At 65.9% G+C, this 26,442-nt stretch carries 31 protein-coding genes; 9 read left to right on the top strand and 22 right to left on the bottom strand.

Annotated elements, in window-relative coordinates; all coding sequences use genetic code 11:
• Positions 1-3 precede the first annotated feature (3 nt).
• The 12 genes from AAIO73_RS04895 to AAIO73_RS04840 form a co-directional block, all read right to left on the bottom strand.
• The gene (locus AAIO73_RS04895; protein ID WP_345876633.1) at positions 4-210 is read right to left on the bottom strand and encodes a type II toxin-antitoxin system CcdA family antitoxin; all 207 of its coding nucleotides are present in this window, start codon (positions 208-210) and stop codon (positions 4-6) included.
• Positions 188-2,119 (bottom strand): excinuclease ABC subunit UvrC, encoded by a 1,932-nt coding sequence (gene uvrC, locus AAIO73_RS04890; protein ID WP_242116130.1) that lies wholly within the window; start codon positions 2,117-2,119, stop codon positions 188-190. Before uvrC ends, AAIO73_RS04895 begins: the two co-directional genes overlap by 23 nt.
• Before the next feature lie 39 nt (positions 2,120-2,158).
• Entirely contained in the window at positions 2,159-3,250 is a 1,092-nt protein-coding gene (locus tag AAIO73_RS04885; RefSeq protein WP_345876632.1) for a GGDEF domain-containing protein, read from the bottom strand.
• Positions 3,251-3,302: 52 nt separating this feature from the next.
• Positions 3,303-4,292: an oxidoreductase gene (locus AAIO73_RS04880; protein WP_345876631.1), complete on the bottom strand. Its 990-nt coding sequence runs from the start codon at positions 4,290-4,292 to the stop codon at positions 3,303-3,305.
• A gap of 1 nt (position 4,293) precedes the next feature.
• Complete coding sequence (locus tag AAIO73_RS04875; RefSeq protein WP_345876630.1) at positions 4,294-4,590, bottom strand: hypothetical protein; 297 nt, start codon at positions 4,588-4,590, stop codon at positions 4,294-4,296.
• A 610-nt stretch (positions 4,591-5,200) separates the two neighbouring features.
• On the bottom strand, positions 5,201-6,070 hold the full coding sequence (locus AAIO73_RS04870; protein WP_345876900.1) for an alpha/beta hydrolase: 870 nt from the start codon (positions 6,068-6,070) through the stop codon (positions 5,201-5,203).
• A gap of 429 nt (positions 6,071-6,499) precedes the next feature.
• A complete protein-coding gene (locus tag AAIO73_RS04865) occupies positions 6,500-6,820 on the bottom strand; it encodes a DMT family transporter (protein ID WP_345876629.1) in 321 nt (106 codons plus the stop codon).
• A gap of 126 nt (positions 6,821-6,946) precedes the next feature.
• Positions 6,947-7,579, bottom strand: coding sequence for a F0F1 ATP synthase subunit B family protein (locus AAIO73_RS04860; RefSeq protein WP_345876628.1), 633 nt, complete (start codon positions 7,577-7,579; stop codon positions 6,947-6,949).
• Positions 7,572-8,063 carry a F0F1 ATP synthase subunit B family protein gene (locus AAIO73_RS04855; RefSeq protein WP_345876627.1) on the bottom strand — a complete coding sequence of 164 codons (492 nt, stop codon included), beginning with the start codon at positions 8,061-8,063 and terminating at the stop codon, positions 7,572-7,574. Before AAIO73_RS04855 ends, AAIO73_RS04860 begins: the two co-directional genes overlap by 8 nt.
• A 109-nt stretch (positions 8,064-8,172) precedes the next feature.
• Positions 8,173-8,400, bottom strand: coding sequence for a F0F1 ATP synthase subunit C (locus tag AAIO73_RS04850; protein WP_055998526.1), 228 nt, complete (start codon positions 8,398-8,400; stop codon positions 8,173-8,175).
• A gap of 40 nt (positions 8,401-8,440) precedes the next feature.
• Positions 8,441-9,226, bottom strand: coding sequence for a F0F1 ATP synthase subunit A (locus tag AAIO73_RS04845; RefSeq protein ID WP_345876626.1), 786 nt, complete (start codon positions 9,224-9,226; stop codon positions 8,441-8,443).
• 37 nt (positions 9,227-9,263) lie between these two features.
• A complete protein-coding gene (locus AAIO73_RS04840) occupies positions 9,264-9,584 on the bottom strand; it encodes an AtpZ/AtpI family protein (RefSeq protein ID WP_242116122.1) in 321 nt (106 codons plus the stop codon).
• Between the two features lie 159 nt (positions 9,585-9,743).
• Here AAIO73_RS04840 and AAIO73_RS04835 point away from each other — a divergent pair, with 159 nt between their 5' ends.
• Positions 9,744-9,938 carry a hypothetical protein gene (locus tag AAIO73_RS04835; RefSeq protein ID WP_345876625.1) on the top strand — a complete coding sequence of 65 codons (195 nt, stop codon included), beginning with the start codon at positions 9,744-9,746 and terminating at the stop codon, positions 9,936-9,938.
• A 141-nt stretch (positions 9,939-10,079) separates the two neighbouring features.
• Here the strand turns inward: AAIO73_RS04835 and AAIO73_RS04830 are convergent, their stop codons facing one another.
• From AAIO73_RS04830 to AAIO73_RS04820, 3 genes are read right to left on the bottom strand one after another with little or no spacing between them, the layout of a single operon-like run.
• On the bottom strand, positions 10,080-10,463 hold the full coding sequence (locus tag AAIO73_RS04830; RefSeq protein WP_345876624.1) for a YdbL family probable chaperone protein: 384 nt from the start codon (positions 10,461-10,463) through the stop codon (positions 10,080-10,082).
• A gap of 2 nt (positions 10,464-10,465) precedes the next feature.
• Positions 10,466-10,660: a YnbE family lipoprotein gene (locus AAIO73_RS04825; protein WP_345876623.1), complete on the bottom strand. Its 195-nt coding sequence runs from the start codon at positions 10,658-10,660 to the stop codon at positions 10,466-10,468.
• Entirely contained in the window at positions 10,657-13,827 is a 3,171-nt protein-coding gene (locus tag AAIO73_RS04820) for an intermembrane phospholipid transport YdbH family protein (RefSeq protein ID WP_345876622.1), read from the bottom strand. Before AAIO73_RS04820 ends, AAIO73_RS04825 begins: the two co-directional genes overlap by 4 nt.
• A 180-nt stretch (positions 13,828-14,007) precedes the next feature.
• Between AAIO73_RS04820 and AAIO73_RS04815 the strand changes: the two genes are divergently transcribed.
• Together AAIO73_RS04815 and map are read left to right on the top strand one after the other, a co-directional pair.
• The gene (locus tag AAIO73_RS04815) at positions 14,008-14,214 is read left to right on the top strand and encodes a ParD-like family protein (RefSeq protein ID WP_345876621.1); all 207 of its coding nucleotides are present in this window, start codon (positions 14,008-14,010) and stop codon (positions 14,212-14,214) included.
• Position 14,215: 1 nt separating this feature from the next.
• Positions 14,216-14,980, top strand: coding sequence for a type I methionyl aminopeptidase (gene map / locus AAIO73_RS04810; RefSeq protein WP_345876620.1), 765 nt, complete (start codon positions 14,216-14,218; stop codon positions 14,978-14,980).
• A gap of 237 nt (positions 14,981-15,217) precedes the next feature.
• Here the strand turns inward: map and AAIO73_RS04805 are convergent, their stop codons facing one another.
• Both AAIO73_RS04805 and AAIO73_RS04800 read right to left on the bottom strand, forming a co-directional pair.
• Positions 15,218-15,541, bottom strand: coding sequence for a hypothetical protein (locus AAIO73_RS04805; protein WP_345876619.1), 324 nt, complete (start codon positions 15,539-15,541; stop codon positions 15,218-15,220).
• Positions 15,541-16,215, bottom strand: a complete 675-nt coding sequence (locus AAIO73_RS04800; protein ID WP_345876618.1) for an acyloxyacyl hydrolase — start codon at positions 16,213-16,215, stop codon at positions 15,541-15,543. Before AAIO73_RS04800 ends, AAIO73_RS04805 begins: the two co-directional genes overlap by 1 nt.
• Before the next feature lie 90 nt (positions 16,216-16,305).
• Between AAIO73_RS04800 and AAIO73_RS04795 the strand changes: the two genes are divergently transcribed.
• Genes AAIO73_RS04795 through AAIO73_RS04780 form a run of 4 tightly spaced genes read left to right on the top strand, consistent with a single transcriptional unit; the run spans position 16,306 to position 18,437 of the window.
• The gene (locus AAIO73_RS04795) at positions 16,306-16,923 is read left to right on the top strand and encodes a hypothetical protein (protein WP_345876617.1); all 618 of its coding nucleotides are present in this window, start codon (positions 16,306-16,308) and stop codon (positions 16,921-16,923) included.
• Positions 16,923-17,159 carry a helix-turn-helix domain-containing protein gene (locus AAIO73_RS04790; RefSeq protein WP_345876616.1) on the top strand — a complete coding sequence of 79 codons (237 nt, stop codon included), beginning with the start codon at positions 16,923-16,925 and terminating at the stop codon, positions 17,157-17,159. The genes AAIO73_RS04795 and AAIO73_RS04790 overlap by 1 nt, the downstream gene beginning before the upstream one ends.
• 46 nt (positions 17,160-17,205) lie before the next feature.
• Positions 17,206-17,892: a RadC family protein gene (gene radC / locus AAIO73_RS04785; protein WP_345876615.1), complete on the top strand. Its 687-nt coding sequence runs from the start codon at positions 17,206-17,208 to the stop codon at positions 17,890-17,892.
• Positions 17,889-18,437, top strand: coding sequence for a sugar O-acetyltransferase (locus AAIO73_RS04780; protein WP_345876614.1), 549 nt, complete (start codon positions 17,889-17,891; stop codon positions 18,435-18,437). The genes radC and AAIO73_RS04780 overlap by 4 nt, the downstream gene beginning before the upstream one ends.
• A gap of 317 nt (positions 18,438-18,754) precedes the next feature.
• On the opposite strand, the gene AAIO73_RS04775 is transcribed toward AAIO73_RS04780, so the two are convergent.
• Positions 18,755-19,234 (bottom strand): EF-hand domain-containing protein, encoded by a 480-nt coding sequence (locus AAIO73_RS04775; RefSeq protein ID WP_345876613.1) that lies wholly within the window; start codon positions 19,232-19,234, stop codon positions 18,755-18,757.
• Between the two features lie 208 nt (positions 19,235-19,442).
• Between AAIO73_RS04775 and purB the strand changes: the two genes are divergently transcribed.
• Positions 19,443-20,753: an adenylosuccinate lyase gene (gene purB / locus AAIO73_RS04770; protein ID WP_345876612.1), complete on the top strand. Its 1,311-nt coding sequence runs from the start codon at positions 19,443-19,445 to the stop codon at positions 20,751-20,753.
• Between the two features lie 307 nt (positions 20,754-21,060).
• Here purB and AAIO73_RS04765 read toward each other — a convergent pair whose 3' ends face one another.
• From AAIO73_RS04765 to dnaK, 3 genes are all read right to left on the bottom strand, one after another.
• Positions 21,061-21,540, bottom strand: coding sequence for a GNAT family N-acetyltransferase (locus tag AAIO73_RS04765; RefSeq protein ID WP_345876611.1), 480 nt, complete (start codon positions 21,538-21,540; stop codon positions 21,061-21,063).
• The gene (gene dnaJ, locus AAIO73_RS04760; protein ID WP_345876610.1) at positions 21,533-22,657 is read right to left on the bottom strand and encodes a molecular chaperone DnaJ; all 1,125 of its coding nucleotides are present in this window, start codon (positions 22,655-22,657) and stop codon (positions 21,533-21,535) included. Before dnaJ ends, AAIO73_RS04765 begins: the two co-directional genes overlap by 8 nt.
• A gap of 120 nt (positions 22,658-22,777) precedes the next feature.
• Positions 22,778-24,688: a molecular chaperone DnaK gene (dnaK, locus tag AAIO73_RS04755; protein WP_345876609.1), complete on the bottom strand. Its 1,911-nt coding sequence runs from the start codon at positions 24,686-24,688 to the stop codon at positions 22,778-22,780.
• A gap of 154 nt (positions 24,689-24,842) precedes the next feature.
• Between dnaK and AAIO73_RS04750 the strand changes: the two genes are divergently transcribed.
• Entirely contained in the window at positions 24,843-25,271 is a 429-nt protein-coding gene (locus tag AAIO73_RS04750) for a copper chaperone PCu(A)C (RefSeq protein ID WP_345876608.1), read from the top strand.
• 15 nt (positions 25,272-25,286) lie between these two features.
• Here the strand turns inward: AAIO73_RS04750 and AAIO73_RS04745 are convergent, their stop codons facing one another.
• On the bottom strand, positions 25,287-26,387 hold the full coding sequence (locus AAIO73_RS04745; protein ID WP_345876607.1) for a helix-turn-helix transcriptional regulator: 1,101 nt from the start codon (positions 26,385-26,387) through the stop codon (positions 25,287-25,289).
• Positions 26,388-26,442 lie beyond the last annotated feature (55 nt).

The following is a 26,442-nucleotide window of genomic DNA, read 5'->3' as shown; positions in this document are numbered from 1 at the left end:
CCACTAGCCGGTCGGCGGCGACCCCGCCCAGTCATTCCATTCGGCGATCGCCGCCGCGCTTTCCGCCCGCTGCGCCGCCAAGGCCGCTTCGTCGATCGCGCGCACCAGCGCGGCATGACAGGTCGCCGCCACATCCACCCCCGCCGCCCTTGCGCGCGCCAACAGCGCGGCGTCGATCGCGACCGGCTCAGCGGGCGTGGAAATAGTCATACACCCCCTGCGCCATCGCCTTGCTCACCCCCGGCGCTTTCTGCAGATCGGCGAGGCTGGCGTTGCGCACCGCCCGCGCCGTGCCGAAATGCATCAACAGCGCCTTCTTGCGCGCCGGCCCGATGCCCGGCACCTCGTCGAGCGGACTGGCCCCGATCGCTTTCGACCGCTTGTCGCGATGCGCGCCGATCACGAAACGGTGCACCTCGTCGCGCAGCCGCTGGAGATAGAACAGCACCGGCGAATTGACCGGCAACGTCAGCTCGCGCCCGTCCATCAGGTGGAACACCTCGCGCCCGTCGCGGCCATGATGCGGTCCCTTCGCCACGCCGACCATGCAGACGTCCTCGATGCCCAGATCCTCCAGCACCGCCTTCGCCGCACTCAGCTGCCCCTTGCCGCCGTCGATCAGCACCAGGTCGGGCCAGCCATTGCCGTCGCGGTCGGTCTCGCGATCCGGATTCTCCTCCTGCGCGCGGGCGAAGCGGCGGGTCAGCACCTCCTTCATCATCGCGAAGTCGTCATTGGTCTGCGCCTGCTTGATGTTGAACTTGCGATACTGTCCCTTGCGGAACCCCTCCGGCCCGGCGACGACCATCGCCCCCAGCGCGTTGGTCCCCTGGATATGGCTGTTGTCATAGACCTCGATCCGGTCGGGCGGCCCTTCCAGTTCGAACAGTTCGGCGACCTCGCGCAACAGCCGCGCCTGCGTCGTCGACTCCGCGTTGCGCCGTTGCAGCGCCTCCTCGGCATTGCGCTTCGCCTGATCGAGCAGCCGCCGCCGCACGCCGCGTTGCGGCACCGACAGCGCGACCTTGAACCCCGCGCGCTCGGCCATCGCCTCGGCCAGCACCTCGCCCTCCGCCAGTTCGCGGTCGACGAACACGTTGCGGGGCGGCGGCACTTCTTCATAGAATTGCATCAGGAAGGCCGACAGCACCTCATCCTCGGGCACGTCGTTGGTATGCGCCGGGAAGAAGCTGCGATGCCCCCAATTCTGCCCGCCGCGGATGAAGAAGGCCTGGATGCCGATCACCCCCTCCAGACACGCCATCGCGAACACGTCGGCATCGCCGACCCCGTCCGCATTGATCGCCTGTGACCCCTGGATGAACGTCAGCGCCTTCAACCGGTCGCGCAGCACGGCGGCCAGTTCGAAGTCCATCGCCTCGGCCGCCGCCTGCATCTGCACGCCCAGCTTTGCCTGTACCTTGGTCGACTTGCCGGCGAGAAAGTCCTTCGCATCGGAGATCAGTTCAGCATAGGCCGCCTGATCGATCCGCCCGACGCACGGCGCCGAACAGCGCTTGATCTGATACAGCAGGCACGGCCGGTCGCGCGTCTTGAAGAAGCCGTCGGTGCACGATCGCAACAGGAACAGCTTCTGCAACGCGTTCAGCGTCTGCGTCACCGACCCGGCGGACGCGAACGGTCCGTAATAATTGCCCTTGGCCCGCCGCGCGCCGCGATGCTTCTGGATGCGCGGAAAGTCATGATCCGCCCGCAACAGGATAAACGGAAACGATTTATCGTCGCGCAGCAGCACATTATAGGGCGGGCGATAGCGCTTGATCAGTTGCGCTTCGAGCAGCAGCGCCTCCGCCTCGTTATTGGTCGTGACGATCGTCATCGACCGCGTCTGCGCGACCATCCGCTGCAACCGCTTGGTCAGGCGCGACACCTGCGTGTAGTTCGCCACGCGGTTCTTGAGCGCCCGTGCCTTGCCCACATACAGTACCTCGCCGCGCGCATCCTGCATCCGGTACACGCCCGGCCGCACCGGCAGCGTCGCCAACACGTTACGGATCGCGGCGATCCCGGCATCGATATCCGGCGCGTCCGATCCGCGCACGGTGAAGCTGGCCTTGTCCTCGTTGAAGCGATTGGGCGCGTTGGGTGTTTCCGACATCGCCGCCGATTTAGGAAGTGCGGCGCACGAACGCCAGCGTCATGCGGCAACCGGCGTGCGGCCCCGATCCTTGGCGCGGTACATCAACTGGTCGGCACGCTGGATGACGTCGTCGATCGACCGGTCGCCGGCTTCGATCCGCGCCGCACCGATGCTGACCGTCCATGCCGGCAACCCCGCCTCGTCGCCACCGGCGTGGCCGCGTATCCGGTCGATGATCGTCGCGGGATCGTCGGCGCAGGCGATGACGAGAAATTCGTCCCCGCCCAGCCGCGCGACGAAATCGCCGCCGACACTAAGCTGCAGGGCGGTGGCGATCGCCACCAGGACCCGGTCGCCCACGCCATGGCCATAGCGGTCGTTGATCGCCTTGAACCGATCGACATCGATCAGCAGAGCCACCCGTCCGGGCACCAGCAGCTCGGCCTCGCTCGCCGCCAGCGCCGCGCGGTTCCACACCCCGGTCAGCGGATCGCGCAGCGCCATCTGCCGCAACCGATGCTCCGAATGCGACGCGGGTATCCAGAGCAGCGCAAGATTGGCAGCGCCGAACAGCAGCTGATCGGCAAGGAACGGCACCCCCTCCAGCGTCGCCGCCGCCTGCGGCGCGAACAGCTGGCAGCCCGCGACGATCAGATAGACCGGGACATACAGCATCAGCAGGCAGCCGGCGATGCGGCGCGGTCGGGTGGTACCGTCGTTCGTGCGGCCGAGCAGCAGCGGCACGGCGAGGACGAAGGAGCAGCAGGCCATCGTCAACGACCAGCAGGCCGACGCAGCGGGTCCCCGCCCCAACGCGGCCACCGCCGCACTCGGCACGATCGCGGTGGCCGCGACCACGCCCCATATCCATGGCACGAAACCGCGGACCCCGTCGAACCGCCGGACGCCGGCCAGTACCAGCGCCATCGAGAACGCCATGACCCCGTCCGTCACCATTTGCGTCCAGACGGGAAATGGTTCGCCGACCAGCGCGGCGAGGATTAGCGACGCGCAATAGCTGCACGCGCCCCATCCCCAATACATATACCATGCCCGCCGCCCGGCCATGAAGAAGAACACCACGGTATAGGCGGCGCTGCACAGGATGCTGCATTGGCGCAGCGTCGCCAGGTCGGGATGATCGAACATGCCCGACGATATGTACCGGACAGGCGTTAACAGCCGATAACGGGCTGTATTTTCATCCCGCCCGCGCCGCGGCGATGATTCGCAGCCCGCGTACCGCATCGACCGGATCGACCGGCACCGCGCCCTCGCCCCGGATCGCGTCGCGCATCGCACGGTAGTAACCGCGCCAGTCGCCCGCCTCCGACCGCACCGGCCGGGCGGCGCCTTCCCCATCGGTCAGCATGCCCCATTGCGCCTCTGGCTCGATGCCATAGCCGCTGTCGCCGGGCATGCCGCCCGCGCGCAGCACCGCCTCCTGCGGATCGATGCCGTATTTGACGAAGCTGCCTTTGGTCCCGTGCAGCGCGAAGCGCGGTCGCGGTGCGGCGACCAGCGACGCCGACCCGATCGTTACCCGCCGCGCGCCATAGCGCAGCACGATCTCGAAATAATCGTCGACCCCGGCGGCCGGGCGCTGCTGCGTCACGTCGCCCGCCACCGCATCGGGCATGCCGAACAGGCGGATCGCCTGATCGATCATGTGCGGCCCCAGATCGTTGAGCAACCCGCTGCCCGGGCCGCCTTCCTCGCGCCAGCCGGGCTTGATCGCCGGACGGAACCGGTCCCAGCGGAACTCGGCCAGCATCACCTCGCCCAGCGCATCGTCGCGCAGCAACCGCTCGACCGTCAGGAAATCGCTGTCCCAGCGGCGATTGTGGAACACGCTCAGCAACCGCCCCGCCCCGCGCGCCAATTGCACCAGCGCGACGGCATCCTCGTCATCGATCGCCAGCGGCTTGTCGACCACGACATGCCGCCCCGCCGCCAGCGCCGCCTGTGCCAGCGGCGCATGGCTGTCGTTCGGGGTGGCGATGACCACCAGATCGATGCTGTCGTCGGCGATCAGCGCCTGCGGATCGGCATGGCGCGTCGCCGCCGGAAACCGGTCGGTCGGTCGCGACGTGGCGATCGCCGCCAGTTCCATCCCCTCGACCGTCGCGATCAACGGTGCGTGGAACGACGCACCGGCAAGGCCGAATCCGATCAGGCCGACACGCACCATGTCAGCCGATCTTCGCCAGTTCGGCGGCGACCTTCGCCACCTGTTCGTCGGTGATCCGGCCATTGGCATAGGGTTGGACCTGCTTCAGGCTCATCCCCTTGAACATCGCATAGGATTCGTGCGCGAGCATGCCGGGAAAGGTCGCGTCGAGGATCGCCTTGCCCCTGGGGTTGGCGGCGATGGTTTCGATGCTGCTGTCGATGGTCAGCTTCGCGGCGGCGGGCGCGGCCGTGGGCACGGTCTGTGCCGAAACGGCGATCGGCATCGTCAGCAGCGCGGCGGTCAGGAGCAGTTTCATCGGCAGTCCCTCCATGGGCTTGGTCGCCCACGCAAGGACTTAGCGCGCGGCCCGGCTATCGCCAAGCGGGCACGGTCGGCTGCCGCCACACACGTTGCCCTGTCCCGAAACGAGCCAGCACGCTCGTTGCCAAGACGAAATCGTGACGAGCGGGCACGGTCGTACCCCGGCGAAGGCCGGGGCCAAGTTGGGTGACGCCGGCATCTTGCCGATACGCCTGCGCAAATGGACTCGGCCTCCACCCGGCTAAGGCGTGAAGAAGGGATGCTGCGCTTCCCAAACAGGCCGCGCCGTCGTCTGTTCGGAACGAACGAACTGGCCAACCCCGGTACCCCCGCGCAGGCGGGGGCCCAGGGCCAAGTAGATCAAAGGCTTGCCTATGCCGCCCGGTATCCCCGCCTTAGCGGGGATACGCAGGGTCGGATCACATCAACCGGACCCGTTCGTCCTGAGTAGCCATTGAGCTTGTCGAAATGGCGTATCGAAGGACCGTTTGGGGCAGGTGCTTCGATACGGGTCTTCGACTTCGCTCAGCCCCTACTCAGCACGAACGGTTCTAACTATTGTCATCACGTATTGAGGCAGTCGCACCCCCGATCCCCGGCGTCTATCACCGCTTCATCCAGCCATGCATCTCCATCCATTTGGCGAACGCATCGAACCATCCGGTGCTGGTCGTCGTCTTCTGATACATGCCGAAGCCGTGGCCGCCCTGTTCGTACAGGTGGAACTCGACCGGCCGCTTTGCCGCCTTCCACGACTCGATCAGCCCGAACCCGCCATTGGCAAAGAACGGGTCGTCGGCCGCCAGCGCGACGAACAGCGGCGGGGCGTCGGTGGGCACGCTCGATGCCGCCAGCGGACCATAGATGTCGCCAATGAACGCCGGCTTCGCTTGATCCGACGACAGCGTCGTCGCCATGGTCAGCATCGCACCCGCCGAAAAACCGATCATGCCGATCCGGTTAGGATCGATCTTCCACTCGTTTGCGCGCGAGCGGACCAGTGCGAAGGCGGCATTGGCGTCGGCGATCTGCGGTGCCAGCGCGGTCGCGGCGGCGGCCGGGGCGGGCCGTGGCGGGCGTTGCGCGGTGGCGGAGAACATCGCGGTCATCGATTTCTCGAACCCCGCCATGTCGGCCGGCGTCTGGTTCAGCCGGTATTTCAACACGAACGCGGCCACGCCCCGCGCCGCCAGCGCCTTCGCGACGTCCCAGCCCTCATTCTGCATCGACAGCGTGCGAAACCCGCCACCCGGCGCGACGATCACCGCCGTGCCCGTCGCCTTGGCCGGATCGGGCAGGAACGGCGTCAGCGTCGCATCGGTGACGTTGCGCGCGAACACGCTGCCATATTGCTGATGCCACGCCTCGCGCGCCTTGGCGTCGGGCAGCGTGCCGGTCTTGAGCGGGATGGCGTCCGGCTGCGCGGGAATCGCGATCGGCTCCATCTTGTCGCTCTGCGCCAGTGCCGGCGACATGGTGACGGTCAACGCCGTGCCGATGATCGTCGCCAACCTGCGCAGCCGCGCGGGGTTCTTTGCTTGCATGACGGGTCCTCTCCCTTTGTTATCAGGGCAGTATTCCGGGCAGCGCCGCGCTTGTCCAACGATTCTGTTAGCGTTAACTTGGGCTCGCGCCCTTTTGCCTCGACACGTTCTCGACACCTCGTCGTCAACTTCGCCGCATCTACGCGCCGCGCAGCCGTGCAACTCGGGTAGTTGGTCGATCGCTCGGTTCCGCCCGGCTGTTCGGAACCCTAAGCAAGCAACTGTAAAGTAGGGCTAAATATCGGAACTGTCCTACAGGCAGTAGCCCGACTACGATACGTGCGTTCCCTGAAAGTGCCGAAGCCCCGTCCGTCACAAGGTTGCAAATGTGCAACCTTCGTCAACTTCCGCTGGCCGCCTTCACCCCTGCGCGAACAGCTTGGTGCCGACCACACCGACGACGATCAGCACCATGAACCCCGCCTGCACCAGGGCGATCCGTTCGCCGAACAGCATGGCACCACCGATGATGACCCCGACCGCGCCCAGCCCGGTCCACACCGCATAGGCCGTTCCCGCCGGAATGCCGCGCATCGCCAGCGCTAGCAAACCCATGTTCACGAACGACAATGTGATCGGCACGGCGGAGGCGGCCAGCGTGCCCTGCCCCGCCGCCCATTTCAGGCTCAGCGCCCAGACTATCTCACACACGACCGCAACCGCCAAAATGGCCCATGCCATGGCGCTTCTCCTCTTGCGGGCTCGGTAAGGCGGCATGCGCCGGAAACCCGAAAGAGACGCTGCCAGAACGCGAAACGCCGCCCCGCCGGATCGGCGGGGCGGCGCGAACGCTTCAGGAATATGGTATCAGTTGAGCCGGTTGCCACCCAGACCGGCAATCGTCCGGTCGATCAGCGCGCGATCGGCCTCGCCCGACAGATGCGTCGAAATCAGCGCGGTCGCGGCCTTGGCGGCGGCATCGGCGGCGGTCGCGCGGACCTCGGCAATGGCGGCACGCTCGGCAGCGGCGATCTTGTCGGTCGCCATCTTGGCCCGACGCTGGGTCAGGTCGGCGGCATCGGCTTCGGCCTTGGCCAGCAGCCCCTGCGCCTCGGCTTCGGCATGGGCGACCATCTCGGCCGCCTGTGCCTCGATCCCGGCGATCTTCGCAGTATATTCGTCGCGCAACGCCTCGGCCTCGGCGCGCAGCTTGCGCGCCTCGTCCAGCCGGGTGCGGATCACCGCGATCTGTCCGTCGAGCAGGCGGCCGATTACCGCCGGCACGCCCTTCACGACCAGCACGATCAAGAACAGCAGCATCGCAGCGCTGACCCATGCCGTGCCGTCGAGGCCCAACGCCGTCGGATCGGGGTGGTTGGCGGCGGTGGTGCTGCCATGCTCGCTCTCGACCGCATCCGCGCCGGTCTTGGGCAGACCTTCCTCGTGGATCGCTTCGTTCAGCGTCGGGCTGACATGCGCAGCCGCTTCGGAATTAGCCATGCAGCACCGCCTTTACCGCGCCCTGCGCGTCCTGTTCGCTGACCTGCACGCCCGATACGCGGGCGACGATCGCCTGAGCCGCTTCGGCAGCGACCTGTTCGACTTGCACCATTGCCGCACTGCGCTGGGAAGCGATATCGGCTTCGGCCTGGGCGACGCGTGCCTGCACATCGGCATTGGCAGCAGCCAGCCGTTCGGCGGCGGCGGCGGCGCCCTTGGCACGCGCTTCGGCCAGCAGCTTCTGCGCAGCCTCACGGCTGGCATTTTCGCGGGCACGCCATGCCGCTTCGGTCGCGTCGGCTGCGCTGCGCGCCTGATCGGCGGCAGCCAGATCGGCGGCAATGCCCTGGTCGCGCTTGTCGACCGTGCCCTGCACCTTGGGCACCATGCCAAGGCCGACGACCAGAAACACGATGCCGAAGGTCAGCACCAGCCAGAAGACCTGCGACCCCCAGGTCGCGGCGAGCTGCTCGATTTGCGGCATGAAACGTCCCGTATTGGTCTGGTCGACCGGGTGCCATCACCCGGTCGAAACCGGCCCGTAAAGAGCCGGAGATCCGGCGCGGGCAAACCCCGCGCCGGGCGTCGCGCAGTTACGCGACGAAGATCAGCAGCACTGCGACGACGAACGCCAGCAGGCCCAGAAGTTCGGCGGCGGCGAAGCCGATGAACATGTTGCCCTGCTGGCTGGCAGCGGCCGACGGGTTGCGCAGTGCGCCCTGCAGGAAAGCGGCGAAGACGTTGCCCACGCCGAGTGCCGCGAGGCCGGCACCGATGGCGGCCAGACCGGCGCCGAGGAACTTGATGGCGTCTGCTTCCATGTCGAAAACTCCCTTGGAAAAATCTTTGTTTGGGTTGGGATCAGTGATGGTCGTGCAGATGCACGGCATCGTTGATGTAGAGCGAGGTCAGCAGCGCGAAGACATAGGCCTGCACGCCGGCGACCAGCATTTCGAGGGCCGACACGCCGACCATCAGCGCGAAGCTCGGCACGCTGACCAGCACGCCGATACCCGCACCGGCGGCGCTCGAATTGATGATGAAGCCCGCCAGCACCTTGAGCAGGATATGGCCCGCGGTCATCGCGACGAACAGTCGTAGCGCGAGGCTGAACGGGCGGACCATGAACGACACGAACTCGATCGGCGCAACCAGCAGCAGCACCGGGATCGGCGTGCCCTTCGGCGCGAACAAGCTGAAGAAGCGCAGGCCGTGCTTGAGCAGGCCGACGATCAGCACGATCGAGAAGCTGGCGATGGCGAGGACGCCGGTCACGGTGAAGTGGCTGGTGACGGTGAACGGGTGCAGCCCGATCAGGCCGAAGGGCAGCAGCCCGACGACGTTCGCGAACAGGATGAACATGAACAGCGAGAAGACGTAAGGAAGGTACTTGCGCCCCTCATGCCCGATATTCGCGGCGAGCAGCTTGTCGATGAAGCCGGTGAAGCCCTCGACCGCCATCTGCCAGCGACCTGGCACCTGCTGCTGCTTCATGCCGCCGATCATGAACACGAACAACGCGACCGCCGCAACGATCATCCACAATGCCGAATTGGTGAACGGCAGGACGGTATCGCCGAGCGGAATGTTGAAGATCGTCTGCACCTCGAACTGGTGCATCGGATCGATCTTGCCTGCCTGCGCCACGTCGCTTCGCCCCGATATGCCAAGGCGCCCGAAACTTTCAGTCCGGACGCCGGTTCGAAATCCTGATGATATTCCTGAACGCGCTGACGATCCCGAGGGTCAGCAGCACGAGCAGAAGCCAAGGCGAGGTGCCGAGCAGATAGTCGAGGGTTCCCCCGATCACCGCCCCCCCGACCATTCCACCGATCAGTTCAGCCAGCACGCGATTGCCGAGGCGGTAGTTTTTTTCCCCCGCTTCGTCGCGCGCCTGACCGGTCCGGATCGCCTCGTCCTTCTTCGCCTGATTCAACCGCGCATCGAGCGAGGTGATCCGGGCGTCTTCAGGCAAGGGGTCTAGTCCGGGCTCGTTCTCCGCCATGCTTCCTCCCTGGACCTGCACAGGCCGGGCCGGAATCCGCCGGATGGCGAGCCCGCCAAGGCAGGCGCGCTTTAGGAAGGTGACGGTTTCGAGTCAACCATAGCGTTCGCGCGGAAAGCTTTCCGGACGATGAACGGGAGGTGACAGGCAAGGGGATGCTTGAGACTCGTATCGACGCTGGAAGGCCGTACCGAGCCGATGCGCTACACCGATGGCGCGGTCGGCGCATCGGCCGTGAAGGAGGTGATTCATAGAGATATGAATGCTGCAACATTGATCATCGGCATTGCGATGCTGGTGATCGCTTTTGAGACCTCGGTCCTCAAAATCATCGAGGTCGCCCGCTCAGAGTAGCGGCAGGCAGGGGCCGGCCTGGCAGCCGGTCCCCAAATGCAGAAGACCCCGGCTGCTGGCACAACCGGGGTCTGGAAGTGGGTCCAACGGACACAAACAGTGCAGGACTTAATTATCCCAATCTGAGAAAATTTTAATCCCTCACACGCAGCGCGGATCGCGCTCCGGGGCGCCGCTGCCGCGTGTTTCCCACTTGCCGCCCGGCGTCTTGTACTTCTCGCCCGGCTTGGTCTGCGCGATCAGGTTGCAGCCCGATACGAAGGCGAACTGCTCGACCGTCGCGCCCGATTGCGCGCCACGCGTATATGCCGCCTTGCGCTGGATGTTAATGTTGGCGACCAGTGCGCGCAGCTCCGGCGTTCCGCCGCCGACGACGCCCAGATAACCATCGGGTTGCTCACCCACCTGCCCCGCCGCGCGCGCAGCCTGATAGGCGGGATCGCGCTGCGCCCATGCGGTGCCGGCAATCCCGGCGACCGCGACGATGGCGGCTGCGGCGAGGCCGTATTTCACGAAAGCATGCATGGTCAGAATATCCCCGGATTGTCCTGGATCAGCGTCTTCGCTTCTCCGTCGAGACGGTACACCACTTCCTGCGTGATGTTGATGTTCAAGTTGATGACGATCGGCTTGTCGGGCGCGGAGACGTTCACGCACCCGGCCGCCGCGCAGGAAGCGGCGCCAATCGTCAGGGATCGCAGCATCGTCACGGTTCGCGTCATGGCACGGTCTCGCTTTCGGAAGGCTGAATGGTGGTATCGAGCGGCGCGGGCGGCAAGCCCTGTTCGCGGCGGCGCTGCTCCGCCTGCAATGACGGCAGATTGCGTTCGATCAGCCGCTTCGGATCGTAATAATTCTGCACCGAATCGATCAGCTGGCGGAAGGGCGCCTTGATCCGCACGTTGAAGACGAAGGGCAGCCGCGCCAGCCGGCGGATCAGGAAATTGCTGTACGTCCCCTGCCCCTGGCTGACCCCGGAGAAGCGGATCGCGGTCACCATCTCACCGGCGATCGGTCCGTCCATCTCGATCGTCAGGCCACGATAATTCATCGATTTCAGCGCTTGAAACGCCAGATTGCCCCAGAAGCCGACATCCTCCTTCGACACTTCGCCGACATAGGACAGGTTGCCGCTGCCCCGCGATTGCAGCCTACCCCCTTCGATCCGACCGCCATTGGCGTCGAAGATCATCGGCAAAACGCCATCGAACGTGCCGGAAGCGTTGAGATTGTCGAACGCGAATTGCTGCAGGAACAGCCCGCCATCGACCCCCTTCACCCGGAAGGTCATGCGGCGTTCCTGATATTCGGCGAAATCGAGGATGGTCGGTTCGAGGATCATCTCCCCCCCGCCCAGTGGCCAACGCCCGCCCTCGATCTGCACCCGCTGCCCCTCGATCAGGCGATAGCGGACGACGCCATCGGTGACGGCGATCCCCGGATTGACCTCGGCGATCGTCGCGACCTGCCCGGGCGCGCTGACCAGCCCCAACAGGTCGGTGAAGCGGATCTCGCCCGACAGGCCAGTGACCGGACCGAAGGCGGCGGCAAGATCGGTGCCGGCGGTGCGGAAGGTGCCCGTGCTGGTGACGCCGTCCGGAGTCCATGCGATATCGCCACGGCCCGACACACTGCCCTTCACATCGGCGATCACGCCGAAGGTCAGGCGGGTCAGTTCGTTGGGCTGGAACGAATCGCCGAATGCGATGCCGGGCACGTCGAGGACGGCGTTGCCACGCCCCGTGGCAAGGTCGTGGACGATCGTCACGTCGCTAACCTTCACACCCTTTGTAGGATGTTTCAGCGTCCCGCCGGCACGAATGTCGTTGCCGTTCAGCGTCAGACGGAAATCATCGCTGCGCAGCGGTTCGAAGCGCGGCTCGGGCGCAGCGTCCCGGACACCGACATCGCCATTCAGCGACAACACCCCGCCTGCCAGCTTCCAGTCACCCGATGCGTCACGAATCAACAGGGGAACGTTGCCGATCTGCCCCTCGCCACGGTCGAAGCGGCCGGTGACGGTGCCGTTCGCGATCCGGCCGGTGAGCGTGCCGATATCGAGGACGCTGACCCGTTCGGGACTGCCAAGCCGGGTCTTCACCCCATCGAGCGCGAAGGCCATGTCGCCCAGACCGAAGCGCCCGCCCGCCGCTGCGAGCGTCACCGGGGTGCCGCCAAGCCGCCCCTGCAGGCGGGTCGGGCCGATACCGACGCCGCCACCGATCCGACCATTAGCCACCCGCAGCATCGCGCCTTCCTGTGGGCACAGCCGCAGGCGGGTGGCGTCCAGGTTCAGCGCCGACACGCGCAGCCGATCGAAGGCGACCGGCACGCAGTCGGCATTGACGATCATCCGCCCGCCCCCGTCCCATCGCGCATCAATCGGCAGCGCGAGCCGGTCGACGCGACCGTCGCCGAGCGGGCCGCTCAGTTCAGCGCGCGTCTCGATCCGGGTCGCGCCGTTGCCGGCCGTGCGGAAACGGATCGGAGCCAGGGCGAGGCGCGCATCGCCCGCAGCATAGGGCTGGACGATGGCCGTGCCGGTCACCGGCGCGCCGGGTCCGGCATGTGACAGGCGGATGCTCGCCACCGGCAGTCCGCCGCCGCCCATCGCCAGCGTTCCATCGAGCGTCGCACCCTTGCCCGAAACCCAGCGCACCGGTCCGTCGCGCAACGTCGCGCGTGCACCGTTGGCGGCAATGAAGGCCAGCCGATCGATTCGTGCCGCAAGCGGACGGGCGGCAACCTCGGCCGACAGGTCGAAGCGGCGTGCCGCCTGCCCGGCGGCGCGCGTCGCGGCCTGTAACAAGGGTGCGACCGGCAGGCCGTCGGCCATGCGCCCTGTCGCTTCGATGCGGCGGATCAGGCCATCGTTCAGGCGCGCACCGCGCGCGCCGATGCGCCCTTCAAAGGCCGGGACGCCGCCGACCTCGTAGCGGCCAGCGATCGACAGCCCTGCCCCGTCCAGTTGCGGCAGGTCGAACTGGCCCGAGGCAAGGTCAAGTGTCCCGCGCGTGCCCTTGGCAGTGCCGTTGAAGCCGATCGTGCCCGACAGGTCGGCGACGCGGGTCTGCGGGGCGTCGACTGCTTCTGCGCTGACGCCCGCCTGCCCCTGCCAATGATCGAGGCCAGACCCCAGCCGCGCGTCGAGGCGGACGACCGGCGACAGCAACCGGACGTCACCGCAGGCAGCCTGCCGGGCGCGGACCGGGCCGGTCAGCAACGGCCCGGTGGTAGCAGTGCGGAGCGAGACGTTGAGCGCCAAGCGATCGATGCCGCAGCCGTTTAGCGACAGCCGTTCGGATACCGCCGCCAACTGCCCCACGAAACCGTTGGCGAGGTTGCCCCGCCCGGCAAGCTTCGCGCCGATCAGACCGTAAGGGGTGGTGAGGCGGATACGGCCGTCATCGACCGCGACGGTAAAATCGGGGAGGGCGAAGGGCTTGCCCGAGGGTGGCGGGAGCAGACGGTCGATCTGCCCGAACGAAACGGACCCATCGGGGCGCAGCGTTGCGCGCAGACGGGCTTGCCCTACCCGCGCACCGGTGACCTGCGCGCCGTTCAGCTCGACCCTGGTATCGATCTCCACCCAGTCGGCGATCAGGTCGGGCGCGTTGGGATCGCCGAGGACGACATCGACCAGACGCTGGCGGCCAAAGCCGATTTCGGCGACGCGATAGCGGGCGGTGACGCCACGCCGTTCGAGTTCGCGGCGGACGATATCGTCGGCGATCGAGCGGCGCTGGGTCCAGAGCAACGCCGCCAGCGCGAGGACGATCAGGCAGACGACGAGCAGCACCCGGGCGAAGCGGCGCCGCCTGCGACCGGCGCGGCGCGACGACGCTTCGGCCTGTTCCGCCCGATCGTCGTCGTCGTCCAGACCACCCACTCCGCTGCTTCGTCCCGTTCGTCGCGGTTCGGCCCGCCGGGGTCAAGCGCGAGAGGCGCGAAACGGTTCCGGCTGCGCAACGGAAGTTGGCGAAGGTTACGCATAACCGATACGCCACATTGACCCCATAGCATATGAACCATATATGGTTCGTATCGAGTTTCAGGAGCAGCGACGACGATGGGGATCGTGAAGATCGACGACGATTTGCACGCGCAAGTTCGCAGGGCGAGTGCGGTGATGTGCCGGTCGATCAACGCACAGGCCGAATTTTGGATGAAGATCGGCATGTTGGCCGAAGCGAACCCAACGCTGCCTTTCACCGAAATCGTCCGCGCCGAGTTGGCCGCCGTCCAGACCCCGCCCGCCGACGCGATCGCCGCCTGACATGGTCAAGACGCACGACGAACTGGCGCTGATGCGGATTTCGGGCAGGTTGCTCGCGCGCGTTTTCGAGATGCTCGACGAGACCGACCTTGCCGGCATGTCGACGCTGGCGATCAACGATTTGGTCGAACGCTTCATCACCCACGACCTGGCCGCGCGCCCCGCCAGCAAGGGGCAATATGGCTTCAAGTTCGTGCTGAACTGTTCGATCAATCAGGTCGTGTGCCATGGCGTGCCGGATGCCGGGACGATCGTGCGCGACGGGGATATCATCAACCTCGACATCACGCTGGAAAAGAACGGCTTCATCGCCGATTCGAGCAAGACCTATTTGGTCGGCGAGGTCGCACCGGTCGCGCGACGGCTGGTCAGGGTGGCGCAGGAGGCGATGTGGCAAGGCATCCGGCAGGTGAAGCCCGGCGCGCATCTGGGCGATATCGGCTTCGCGATCGAACGCCATGCCAAGCGGCACGGTTATTCGGTGGTCCGCGAATATTGCGGCCACGGCATCGGCCGCGAGATGCACGAGGCGCCGGAAGTGATGAACTTCGGCAAGCCGGGCAAAGGCGTGCGGCTGCGTGAGGGCATGACCTTCACCATCGAGCCGATGGTCAATCAGGGTACGCGGCGGGTCGAGACCGAGGAGGATGGCTGGACGGTGGTGACCGGCGACGGGAAGCTGTCGGCACAGTTCGAACATACGGTCGCGGTGACGGCGACCGGGGTCGAGGTGCTGACGTTGCGGCGGGATGAGGTGGGAGTTTGAAGCTTTCCGTTCGTGCTGCGTAGGGGCTGAGCTTGTCGAAGACCCGTATCGAAGCATCTGCCCCCGGCGGTCCTTCGATACGCCATTTCGGCTTCGCTCAATTGCTACTCAGAACGAACGGTAAGGTTCATACCATCCGATTCCAGAGCCGAACTCGATCGGCGCTGGGGCCCTCACCCTTCCGCGTCTGCGCCGCTCCCTCCCTCTCCCGTCGGGAGAGGGAAAGGACGCCGACGGTCAGCGCCTCTGCATCGCCGCCTTGCGACGTTCCTGCCAAGCTTTCACCTCGCGTTCGAGCGGTGGGCGCATGCACGCCTCCAACTCTCCTAGGGTCCGCGCCGTGGGTAGGCAGGCGAGATATGTCTGGCAGATGCCTGTATCGAGTTGCGGATCACCGGTAGACGGCTTCAACACACAACGCGTGGCGCCTGTCCGGCGATTACGTTTGGCCGTTACCCGTATCTTGCGGAGACGTTCGCCGATCACCACGATCTCGTCATCGGGCGATGCCGTTGACGACGCGGTCTGCGCCAGCATCAAGGCGGCGACGATGGCGATCATCAGCGTCCGAGCCGGCGGACGATGCGGATGCCGACATTGTCGATCCCCGGATTGGTGTCGGAGAATATCCGGCGGTGGCTGAAATGCTCCCATGCCAGTTCGACCGCCCAGCGCCGGTCGAGCCGGACCCCGATCGACGCATTGGGATTAAACAGAATTTTCGAGCCGAACGAGGTACGACGACGATAGATCTCGTACCGCCGCCATGCCTCGTGGTTCGAGATGTCCGGCTCGAACGGGTCGGGCGTGAAACGGTAGCCGTCGATCACCGTCACGCCGATCCCCGCCTGTCCATAGACCCGGCCGCGCAGAATGTGCTGGCGCCACTCCGCCCCCGCGCTGAAGAAGCTGGTGCGTCCGGCGGTATTGATCTGCGCCTTGGCGGTCAGGCGCGGTTTCAGCAGGATGCGCAACGGCGCGGTGCGATAGGCGATCTGCACGTCAACCGTGCCGTCTTCCTCTGACCCTTCATAGAACTCGCCCGGCAGCAAGTCGGGCAGGTCGAACATCAGTCGGCTGCCGAGCGGGTGGAAGTTGGTGCCGTGATGCAGCACGCCGACGGCGACCTCTGCCGTTTCGCTTGGCGGTGCCGTTTCCGGCCCCGCCTGCGCCATCGCCGTTGTGGAGACGAACGCCAACACTGCGCCCAAGACGCCCTTTTGCAACCGAATCATCCGAACCCCTTTCGGCAAACGGCAGTCGCTTCGCCGCTGCCAATGTCGTATCATTGACAATAATTGCTGTAAAACAGAAAGAGCTTACTGTTGGACAAGTACCACCTTTCGGCGCGAAAGGCGCGGCTCTGTCGGATTGCGGGGGCGGTGTTTCTGTTGCTCGCGATCTGCAACGTGGCGCAGGCATTCGTTATCAGCCTGTGGCCGGCGCCCGTGTTCGACTGCAAAACCGGATGCCGCTGGCGTAGTGATCCCGCCGGAATGTTGGATAATGACGAAAGGCTAAAGGTTGCCGCATCGCCGGAAGCGGAACGACGGCTTTCGGCGCACGTCTCCCGCCCGATCGTACGAGCCGGACTGCTCGGTGTCGTCCTGATCGGTTCCTTGCCGTTCGCCCTGTTACTTCTGGGCGTCGGCGCAGCACTGCGTCACTTGGGTCATCGCAGCCCCAACCCGTTGGGTCGCGCGCTACAATGGCTTCGACGAGCGTCGCTGGCGGCGATCGTCTGGGCCATCGCGCAGCCCGTATCGGCCAGCCTGCGGGCTAGCCTGTTGTCGCTGGGCACGCCGTCCGGCGGATACTGGTACATCATGGTCGATTTTGCCGATGTCGGCATTGGACTGATGCTGGCGATGGCCGCCTACGCAACCATCTGGGCATTGGAGGCGGGCATCCGGGCCGAGCGCGAACTGGCCGACTTCGTCTGATGCCGGTCGTCGTCAATCTCGACGTGATGCTGGCGCGGCGGAAGATCCGGTCAAAGGAACTGGCCGAAGCGATCGGCATCACCGAATCGAACCTGTCGCTACTCAAATCGGGCAAGGTGAAGGGGGTGCGCTTCGCAACGCTGGCGGCGATCTGTCACTATCTGGACTGCACGCCGGGCGACATTCTCGACTATTCGCCGTCCGATGACGATCGGCGGGCCGGGAACGAGGATTGAGCCGCCCCCTCGCCCCGCCTCGTCCGATCGGCTAGGCATATTCCTTATGAACACCCCGCCCGAAACCGACGGTACCGGCCACCGCGCGCGGCTGCGGGGGCGGTTGCTGAAGCATGGGGGCGAGGCGCTGCTTGATCATGAACTGGTCGAATATCTGCTGACGCTGGCGATTCCGCGCCGCGATACCAAGCCGCTGGCCAAGACGCTGCTGCATGAATTCGGGGGGATCGGCGGGTTGCTGTCGGCGGATCCGGCAGCGTTGGGCAAGGTTTCCGGCATGGGCGATACCGCGGTCGCCGCGATCCGCATCGCACAGTGTGCGGCGACGCGGATGTTGCAGGCGCAGGTGCTGGCGCGGCCGGTGCTGTCGAACTGGCAGGCGCTGCTCGACTATCTGCACGCCGACATGGCGCATCAGGCGGTCGAACGGATCCGGGTGCTGCATCTGAACACCCGCAACCTGCTGATCCGCGACGAACTGGTCGCGGAGGGGACGCTCGACGAGGCACCGCTCTATACGCGCGAGGTGATCCACCGCGCGCTCGATCTGGGGTCGGCGGCGCTGATCCTGGTCCACAACCATCCGAGCGGCGATCATAGCCCCAGCCGTGCCGATATCGACCTGACGCGGCAGATCGCCGCCGCCGGTAAGCCGCTGGGCATCACCGTCCACGACCACCTCATCATCGGCGCGAAGGGGCATACCAGCCTGCGCGCACAAGGAATGCTATGACTTTGTCGAACAAGCAGAAGATGATCGCCGGCGACCTGTATGACGCGGGCGATCCCGAACTGGTCGCCGATTGCGCGGCGGCGGGGCGGTGGATGGAACGCTATAACGCGACGCTGGCGATGGACCCGGCCGAGCGGCTGGCGATCCTGCGCGCTGGGCTGGGGTCGGTCGGCGACGGCGTCAACGTCCGGCCGCCATTTCACGTCGATTACGGCTATAACATCACGCTGGGCGACGGGGTTTTCCTGAACTTCGGCTGCGTCATCCTCGACGTGTGCGCGGTGACGATCGGCGCGAAGACGCAGATCGGGCCGGGGGTACAGATCTTGACCGCCGACCATCCGCGCGATCCGGCGGTGCGGGCGCAGATGCTGGAATATGGGCGGCCGATCGTGATCGGGGCGAATGTGTGGATCGGCGGCGGGGCGCTGTTGCTGCCGGGGATTACCGTCGGCGACGACGCGATCATTGGAGCGGGATCGGTGGTGACGCGTGATGTGCCGGAGGGGGCTACGGTCGTAGGGAATCCGGCTCGGGTTCGGTAGAAAGAAGAAAGGGGTTCACGCGAAGGCGCGGAGGCGCGGAGGAGTTGCGCCTGCGAAGACGTCACCCGCGTCAGCAGCCTCGATCCCGGTTGCAACGGGTAGGAAGGTCTCCCGTTCGCGCCCGGCCCGCCCGGCGCGCAACCCCTTCGCGTGAACCCCTTCTTGTTTTGACAGGCCGCCAATGCATCAACGTTGCGACCCAAGAAGCGGGGCACCGGATCAGGTCCGGGGCAACGGCGGGTCGGGCAGTCGGCCCATGAAAACGGCCGCCGGGATCGCTCCCGGCTGCCGTACTCGATATCAGCGTCTGGCGACGTTTATGCGCTCTGGCTGAGGAAGCTGGTCAGCTCCGCCTTCGACACCGCCTTGGACTTGTCCTTGTCGGCCTGGGCGAAGGCCTGCTTCACCCACTTCTTGACCTCGGGCTTCTCGGCAGTGACGCCCGGTTCGCTCGCCGAGCGCAGCGCGACCATCCATTCGCCGAACTGTTGCTCGGTCAACTGACCCTTCCCGCTCTTGTCGTATTTCGGGAATTCGGCCTCGACGATCTGCGCGATCTGCGTGCCGCTGGCCGGCTGTCCCGCTTCGGCAGTGGTCTGCGCGGTCTGGGTCGACGGATCGGCCGGGGTCGTCGGAGCCGCCTGCGTCGCAGCAGCCGCCGGATCAGCCGCAGTCGTCGTCGGCTCTGCGGGGACCGTCTGCGCGGTCGGGGCAGTCGTTTGCGCCGGTGCGGCATCCTGTGCAAATGCCGGGGTCGACATCAGAACGCCACTGGCGAGAAGAATACGCTTCATCATCGAATTTCTCCTTTCGGATTGGTTCGGTACTTCATCCAGTCATTCGAATTTTCATCCGAACGACTTTGCGATGACGGAACCTACTTAGGTCGTTTCGGCGTCGATTGAAGCCCCTTTCGATGCTCGTCTATCGCAGGACAGGCTCGATTCATCCCCGACTTGTTGCTAGTGCGCGGCCAACCGTTCGCCCGTTTTGAAAGGCCCGCACATGATTCCGCGCTATTCCCGCCCCGAAATGACCGCTTTGTGGGAACCCCAGTCGCGATTCCGCATCTGGTTCGAGATCGAGGCGCACGCGACCGATGCGCTGGCCGAGCTAGGGGTGGTACCGAAGGAGGCTGCCGAGAAGATCTGGGCGATGAACGACGCCGATTTCGACGTCGCGCGGATCGACGCGATCGAGGCAGAGACCAAGCACGACGTCATCGCCTTCCTGACGCACGTCTCGGAGCGGACCGGGCCGGAGGCGCGCTTCCTGCACCAGGGCATGACGAGTTCGGACGTGCTCGACACCTGTCTGGCGGTGCAGCTGGCGCGGGCGTCGGACATTTTGCTCGCCGATCTCGACAAGCTGCTGGCGGTGATTGAGCGGCGTGCGCGCGAACACAAGCTGACGCCGACGATCGGCCGCAGCCATGGCATCCATGCCGAGCCGGTTACGTTCGGGCTCAAGCTGGCACAGGCCTATGCCGAGTTCGATCGTTGCCGCACGCGGCTCAAGAATGCCCGTGCCGAGGTGGCGACCTGTGCGATTTCGGGCGCGGTGGGGACGTTCGCGAACATCGACCCGCGGGTCGAGGAACATGTCGCAGAGAAGATGGGCCTCACCGTCGAGCCGGTGTCGACGCAGGTCATCCCGCGCGACCGCCACGCCATGTACTTCGCGACGCTGGGCGTAATCGCGGGGTCGATCGAGCGGCTGGCGACCGAGATCCGCCACTTGCAGCGCACCGAAGTGCTGGAGGCCGAGGAATATTTCTCGCCGGGTCAGAAGGGTTCGTCGGCGATGCCGCACAAGCGCAACCCGGTGCTGACCGAGAACCTGACCGGCCTCGCCCGTATGGTGCGCGGCTATGTCACCCCGGCGCTGGAGAATGTCGCGCTGTGGCATGAGCGCGACATCTCACACTCGTCGGTCGAGCGCTATATCGGGCCGGACGCGACGATCACGCTCGACTTCGCGCTCGCCCGCCTGACCGGGGTGATCGACAAGCTGGTCGTCTATCCGGCGCGGATGGAGAAGAACCTCAACAAGATGGGTGGCCTCGTCCATTCGCAGCGCGTGCTGCTGGCGCTGACCCAGGCGGGGGTGAGCCGCGAGGCTTCCTATCGTTACGTACAGCGCAACGCGATGAAGGTGTGGGAATCGGACGGCGAACTATCGCTGCTCGAATTGCTCAAGGCCGATGCGGACGTCGCTGCCGCACTGTCGGCGGAAGAAATCGAGAGCCGGTTCGACCTCGGCTATCACTACAAGCATGTCGACACGATCTTCGCGCGGGTGTTCGGACAGGCGTGATCGACGCGCCCCGCCGGGCTTCGGGTCCGGCGGGGTGATAATTGCGGGTCCAAAGTTCACTAAGTTCACACTTGCCGCATGTTTCACGCGCAACTGTCCGCCGGCGTCGGATGGAGGGTTTACGGGTTCAAGGAAGCGGCAACAGGTGTCGCAGGATGGTGGCGTGTAGGAAAGCGGCCGGGGCACTCCGGCGCCGACAGGGTCTTGGGCTTGGTCGCCTCACCTTTGCACAGATGACGCCGCTTCCTCCCCCTCTCCCCGGCAGATACCGGAGCGTGCGGCCAACGCCTTCGATCAAAGACAATGCCTAGGCCGAGCGCTCCATATAGACCGCATCCGCCCCAAAGCCTTCGGCACCGCCGTTCGTGGCGACGAAACCCTGTCGCGACCAATAACGATCGGCACCGCCAACCGCGATGAGCGCAAGCGTGGGGATCGCTCGCGAGATAGCGACGGCGTTCAGGATCGGAAGCAGACGCTCGACCGCCTTCGTACCGCGCGCTTGCGGCGCGACGACGACATCGTGGAGATACCAGCAATCGGCTCGCGACGGGAGCGTGCCGAGCCGCGTGTGCATTGCCGGTGGTGCGCGGCGGACCCAAGGGTGGCTGATGCAGTGGCCGAGGATCGTGTCGGCTTCGTCGACGAGCACCCAGCAGCCGTCCGGAGCAAGCGCGATGCGTTCGGCGTAGAGCTCGGCCGCCTCGCCATAGTCGCCCAGTTCGGCACGGGCGAGCGCGGCGATGGCGGTGGCGTCGCTCGCCACCGCCGGACGCCAATCAGCCACCGAGCGCGGTCTTCAGGCGGCTGAAGAAACCGCTCGATTCAGGGCATTCGTCGCCGGTCTCGGTCTCGCGGAATGCTTCGAGCAATTCCTTCTGCCGGGCCGACAGGCGGGTCGGGGTCTCGACTTCGATATGGATGACCATGTCGCCATGGCCGCGCCCCTGCAGCACCGGCATGCCGGCGCCACGCTGGCGCAGTTCCTTGCCCGACTGGATGCCGGCCGGGATGCGGATGCTGTGCTTTTGCCCGTCGAGGCCGGGGATCTCGATCATCCCGCCCAGCGCCGCCGTCGTGAAGCTGATCGGCGCGCGCGCGTGGAGCGCGGTCCCTTCGCGTTCGAACAGCGGATGACGTTTGACGTGGAGGAAGATGTAGAGGTCACCGGCCGGCGCACCACGCGCGCCCGCCTCGCCCTCGCCCGACAGGCGGATGCGCGTGCCTTCGTCGACACCGGGGGGGACGTTGACCTCCAGCGTCTTGGTCTGTTCGACCCGGCCTTCGCCATGGCAGACGGGGCAAGGGTCGGCGATCACCTGTCCGGCGCCGTGGCAAGTCGGACAGGCGCGTTCGACGACGAAGAAGCCCTGTTGCGCGCGCACCTTGCCATGGCCGGCACAGGTCTGACACGTCCGCGCCTTGGTCCCCGGCGACGCGCCGCTGCCGCCGCACGGGGCGCAGCTGGTCGAGACGTCGACGGTGATCTGCGTGCTCTTGCCGTGGAACGCCTCTTCCAGCGTGACTTCCATGTCGTAGCGCAGGTCGGCGCCACGCCGGGGGCCGGAACGACCGCCCTGCCGCCCGCCGCCCATGAATTCGCCGAAGACGCTTTCGAAGATATCGGAGAAACCGTTGAAATCCTGCGCACCGCCGCCGGCCCCGCCCGCGCCCTGGCGGAAGGCGGCATGACCGTAGCGGTCGTACGCCGCACGCTTCTGCGGATCCTTCAGGCAGTCATAGGCTTCGTTGATCGCCTTGAACTTCGCCTCGGAATCCTTGCAGCCGGCATTCTTGTCCGGGTGATATTTGATCGCGAGCTTGCGATAGGCAGACTTGATCGTCCCCGCGTCCGCAGTGCGCTCGCATTGGAGCAGTTCGTAGAAATCGACTTCGGTGGTCATCAAAAAGCCCTCTCCCCCATGGGGGAGAGGGTTTGGGAGAGGGGCTGTCCGAAACGACCCGCCCGACACACCCCCTCTCCCCGACCCTCTCCCCCATGGGGGAGAGGGAGGGGCGTTGGTTTACGCCTTGCGGCTGTCGTCGACTTCCGAGAATTCGGCATCGACGACGTCGTCGTCGGCCTTCTTCTCCTGCACGGTGTCGGCAGCGGGCGAGGCTTCGGCCTGCTGCTGCTGTTCATAGATCGCCTGACCCAGCTTCATCGCGACCTGCGCCAGCGCCTGACTCTTTTCGGTCATGCGATCGCTGTCGCCGCTTTCGACCGCAGCCTTGGTCTCGGCGACGGCGGCTTCGATCTCGGCCTTGAGCGAGGCGTCGACCTTGTCGCCATTGTCGGCAAGCTGGCGTTCGGTGGTGTGGATCAGCGATTCCGCATTGTTCTTGGCTTCGGCCGAAGCACGACGCTTCTTGTCCTCTTCCGCGAACTGTTCGGCGTCACGGACCATCTGGTCGATGTCGCTGTCCGACAGGCCGCCCGAGGCCTGGATGCGGATCTGCTGTTCCTTGCCGGTGCCCTTGTCCTTGGCCGACACGTTGACGATGCCGTTGGCGTCGATGTCGAAGGTGACCTCGATCTGCGGCACGCCGCGCGGCGCGGGCGGGATGCCGACCAGATCGAACTGACCCAGCATCTTGTTGTCGGCGGCCATCTCGCGCTCGCCCTGGAACACGCGGATCGTCACCGCACCCTGATTGTCGTCGGCGGTCGAATAGACCTGCGACTTCTTGGTCGGGATGGTGGTGTTGCGATCGATCATGCGGGTCATGATGCCGCCCAGCGTCTCGATACCCAGCGACAGCGGGGTCACGTCGAGCAGCAGCACGTCCTTCACGTCACCCTGCAACACGCCGGCCTGGATCGCGGCACCGATCGCCACGACTTCGTCGGGGTTCACGCCGGTGTGCGGCTCCTTACCGAAGAACTGCTTCACGACTTCGCGGACGCGCGGCATGCGGGTCATGCCGCCGACCAGCACCACTTCGTCGATCGCGCTCGCCTGCACCCCGGCATCGGCCAGCGCCTTCTTGCACGGCTCGAGCGTCCGCTTGACCAGATCCTCGACCAGCCGTTCGAGGTCGGCACGGGTGATCGATTTGACGAGATGCTTCGGGCCCGTAGCGTCGGCCGTGATGAACGGCAGGTTGACTTCGGTGGTCTGCGCCGACGACAGCTCGATCTTCGCCTTTTCGGCGGCTTCCTTCAGACGCTGGAGCGCCAGCTTGTCCTTGGTCAGGTCGATGCCTTCGACCTTCTTGAACTCGTCCGCCAGGAACTGCACGATCTTCGCGTCGAAGTCTTCGCCGCCGAGGAAGGTGTCGCCGTTGGTCGCCTTCACCTCGAACACGCCGTCGCCGATCTCGAGGACCGAGATGTCGAACGTACCGCCGCCAAGGTCATAGACCGCGATGGTCTTGTTATTGTCCTTGTCGAGACCGTAGGCGAGCGCCGCCGCCGTCGGTTCGTTGATGATGCGCAGGACTTCGAGACCGGCGATCTTGCCGGCGTCCTTGGTCGCCTGACGCTGGGCATCGTTGAAGTAGGCCGGAACGGTGATGACCGCCTGGGTCACGGTCTCGCCCAGATACGACTCCGCCGTTTCCTTCATCTTTTGCAGGATGAACGCGCTGATCTGCGACGGCGAATATTCCTCGCCGCCCGCCTTCACCCACGCGTCGCCATTCGGGCCGCGCGCGATGGTGTAGGGAACCAGTTCGGTATCCTTCTTGGTGACCGGATCGTCGAAACGACGTCCGATCAGGCGCTTCACCGCGAAGATCGTGTTGTCGCCGTTGGTCACTGCCTGACGCTTTGCCGGCTGGCCGATCAGACGCTCGCCATCCTTGGCGAAGGCGACGATCGACGGCGTGGTCCGCGCGCCTTCGGCGTTCTCGATGACCTTGGGGCTGCCGCCCTCCATCACCGCGACGCAGCTGTTCGTCGTGCCCAGATCGATACCGATAACTTTAGCCATGGTCCCTCATTGGCCCCCGGGTTGAAATAAAGCGTTGATACGACCGGCACGGGGAGGTGCCGGCCGATCGTTCCGAGGGCGGATATAGGCAGGGTTCGGCTTGCCGCAAGATTATGCGCGGCATAGGGAACCGTATCGGCACAGGAGCGTGGGCGTGAAGACACGGTGGGCGGCGTTGATGGCGGCAGTGGCGCTGGCCGGATGCCAGCAGGGGCCGAGCGTCGAGGATGCGTGGGTACGCCTGCCCGCGGTGCCGGGACGGCCGGCGGCGGGCTATGCGATCGTCCATGGCGGCGGGGGTGCAGGCCGGGTGCTGACGGGGGTGAGCAGCCCGGCGGCCGAGCGGGCCGAGCTGCATGAGAGCATGACCGGGCATGGCAGCATGATGGCGATGCAGCCGCTCGACAGGGTCAGGGTCAACGGGACCGTCAGCTTCAGCCCGGGCGGCAAGCATATCATGTTGTTCGGCCTGTCGCCCGACCTGCGCGCGGGCGCCAGCGCCCCGATGACCTTCGCATTCGAGGACGGGGCGAAGGTTACGGTCGATGCGAAGCTGGTGGCGGCGGGCGATCCGGCGCCCTGAACGGACCGCCGAACGTCAGTCGACGGCATGTAGCCGGGTGACGAGCGCGCTCTGGCTGTTGGTATCGGTTTTTTCGAAGATCGTCCGCAACTGGGTCCGAACGGTCAGCACGCTGCAACCGCGCAGCGCGGCGATGGCGGCGAGTTTATGCCCCTGCGCCAGCAGAACCGCGATATTCGCCTCCGCGCGGGTAAGGTCGAACAGTTCGGAATAGACATCCGCCGAGGGCTCCGCGACCCGCTTGCCCGAGATCATTACCTGCGCCCGCCCGAGCGGCCCGGACGGACGTTGCGGCACCGCGCTGACCGTGACGATCAGCCTTTCGACCCCGCCGGCAAGATGCGGCGCCGCCATCCGCAACACGACCTTTCGACCCGGGCGAAGCGATCGGGCGGGATCGCGGGCGCTGGCGATCGCCGTTGCCAGCGCGGCTTCGCTGGCGGGGTCGCGCGCAAGCACCTCCCCGCCCCGCACGGTCAGCGGACCGCCCTGTTCGAACCAATGCTCGATCGATTGCGACATCAGCACGATGCGTCGTGTCCTGTCGAGCAGCAGCACCGACCGCTCCAGCGCCTCGGCCGTCGACCGGATCATCTGGTCCTGTTGCCCGCCCAGTTGCATCGCCTGCATCACAATTTCGGAAATGGCAGGCGTGATCGCTTCGAGCAGTCGCCTCTCCATGCATCCCCCATCCGCATAGGAACGGGGACGCATGACCGCCAGCAATCCTCGGATTTGCGGAATGTCGAGCCGGTTCATTGCGGCACGGCCGGCCCCCGCAGGTACGAACAGGTCGCCATAGATCGGCAGCACGTCCCGGTCGCGTTCGGTCACGATATCCTCGTCGACAACCGTTCGCAGCGAGGGCCATTTTCCTCCGACGCCGGCCCGCGGGTTCCTTCGCGGATCGAAACCGCCATGCCGGACGAAGAGGTCGAGCATGTCGAGCGTCACCCCGTGGATCAGGTTCACCATCGGCGCGCCGGTCGGGTCGAGACCGGAGAGATGCACGACCTGTGCCCCGGTCGCGTTCGCGACGGCGCGCAACCCATCCTGCCAAACGTCCATCCCGAACGCCGCCCGCCGAAACTGATCGACGATACCGGTCACATCCATCGCACCGCCCCCTGCCACTGTGCCGACCTGTCACCCCTCCTAGCCCGGCAGTGGT

It is taken from the genome of Sphingomonas epibiotica (assembly GCF_039615155.1).
GTDB lineage: Bacteria > Pseudomonadota > Alphaproteobacteria > Sphingomonadales > Sphingomonadaceae > Sphingomonas.
The sequence above is the reverse complement of the archived record's forward strand: the minus strand, read 5'-3'. Positions and strand labels throughout refer to the sequence as shown.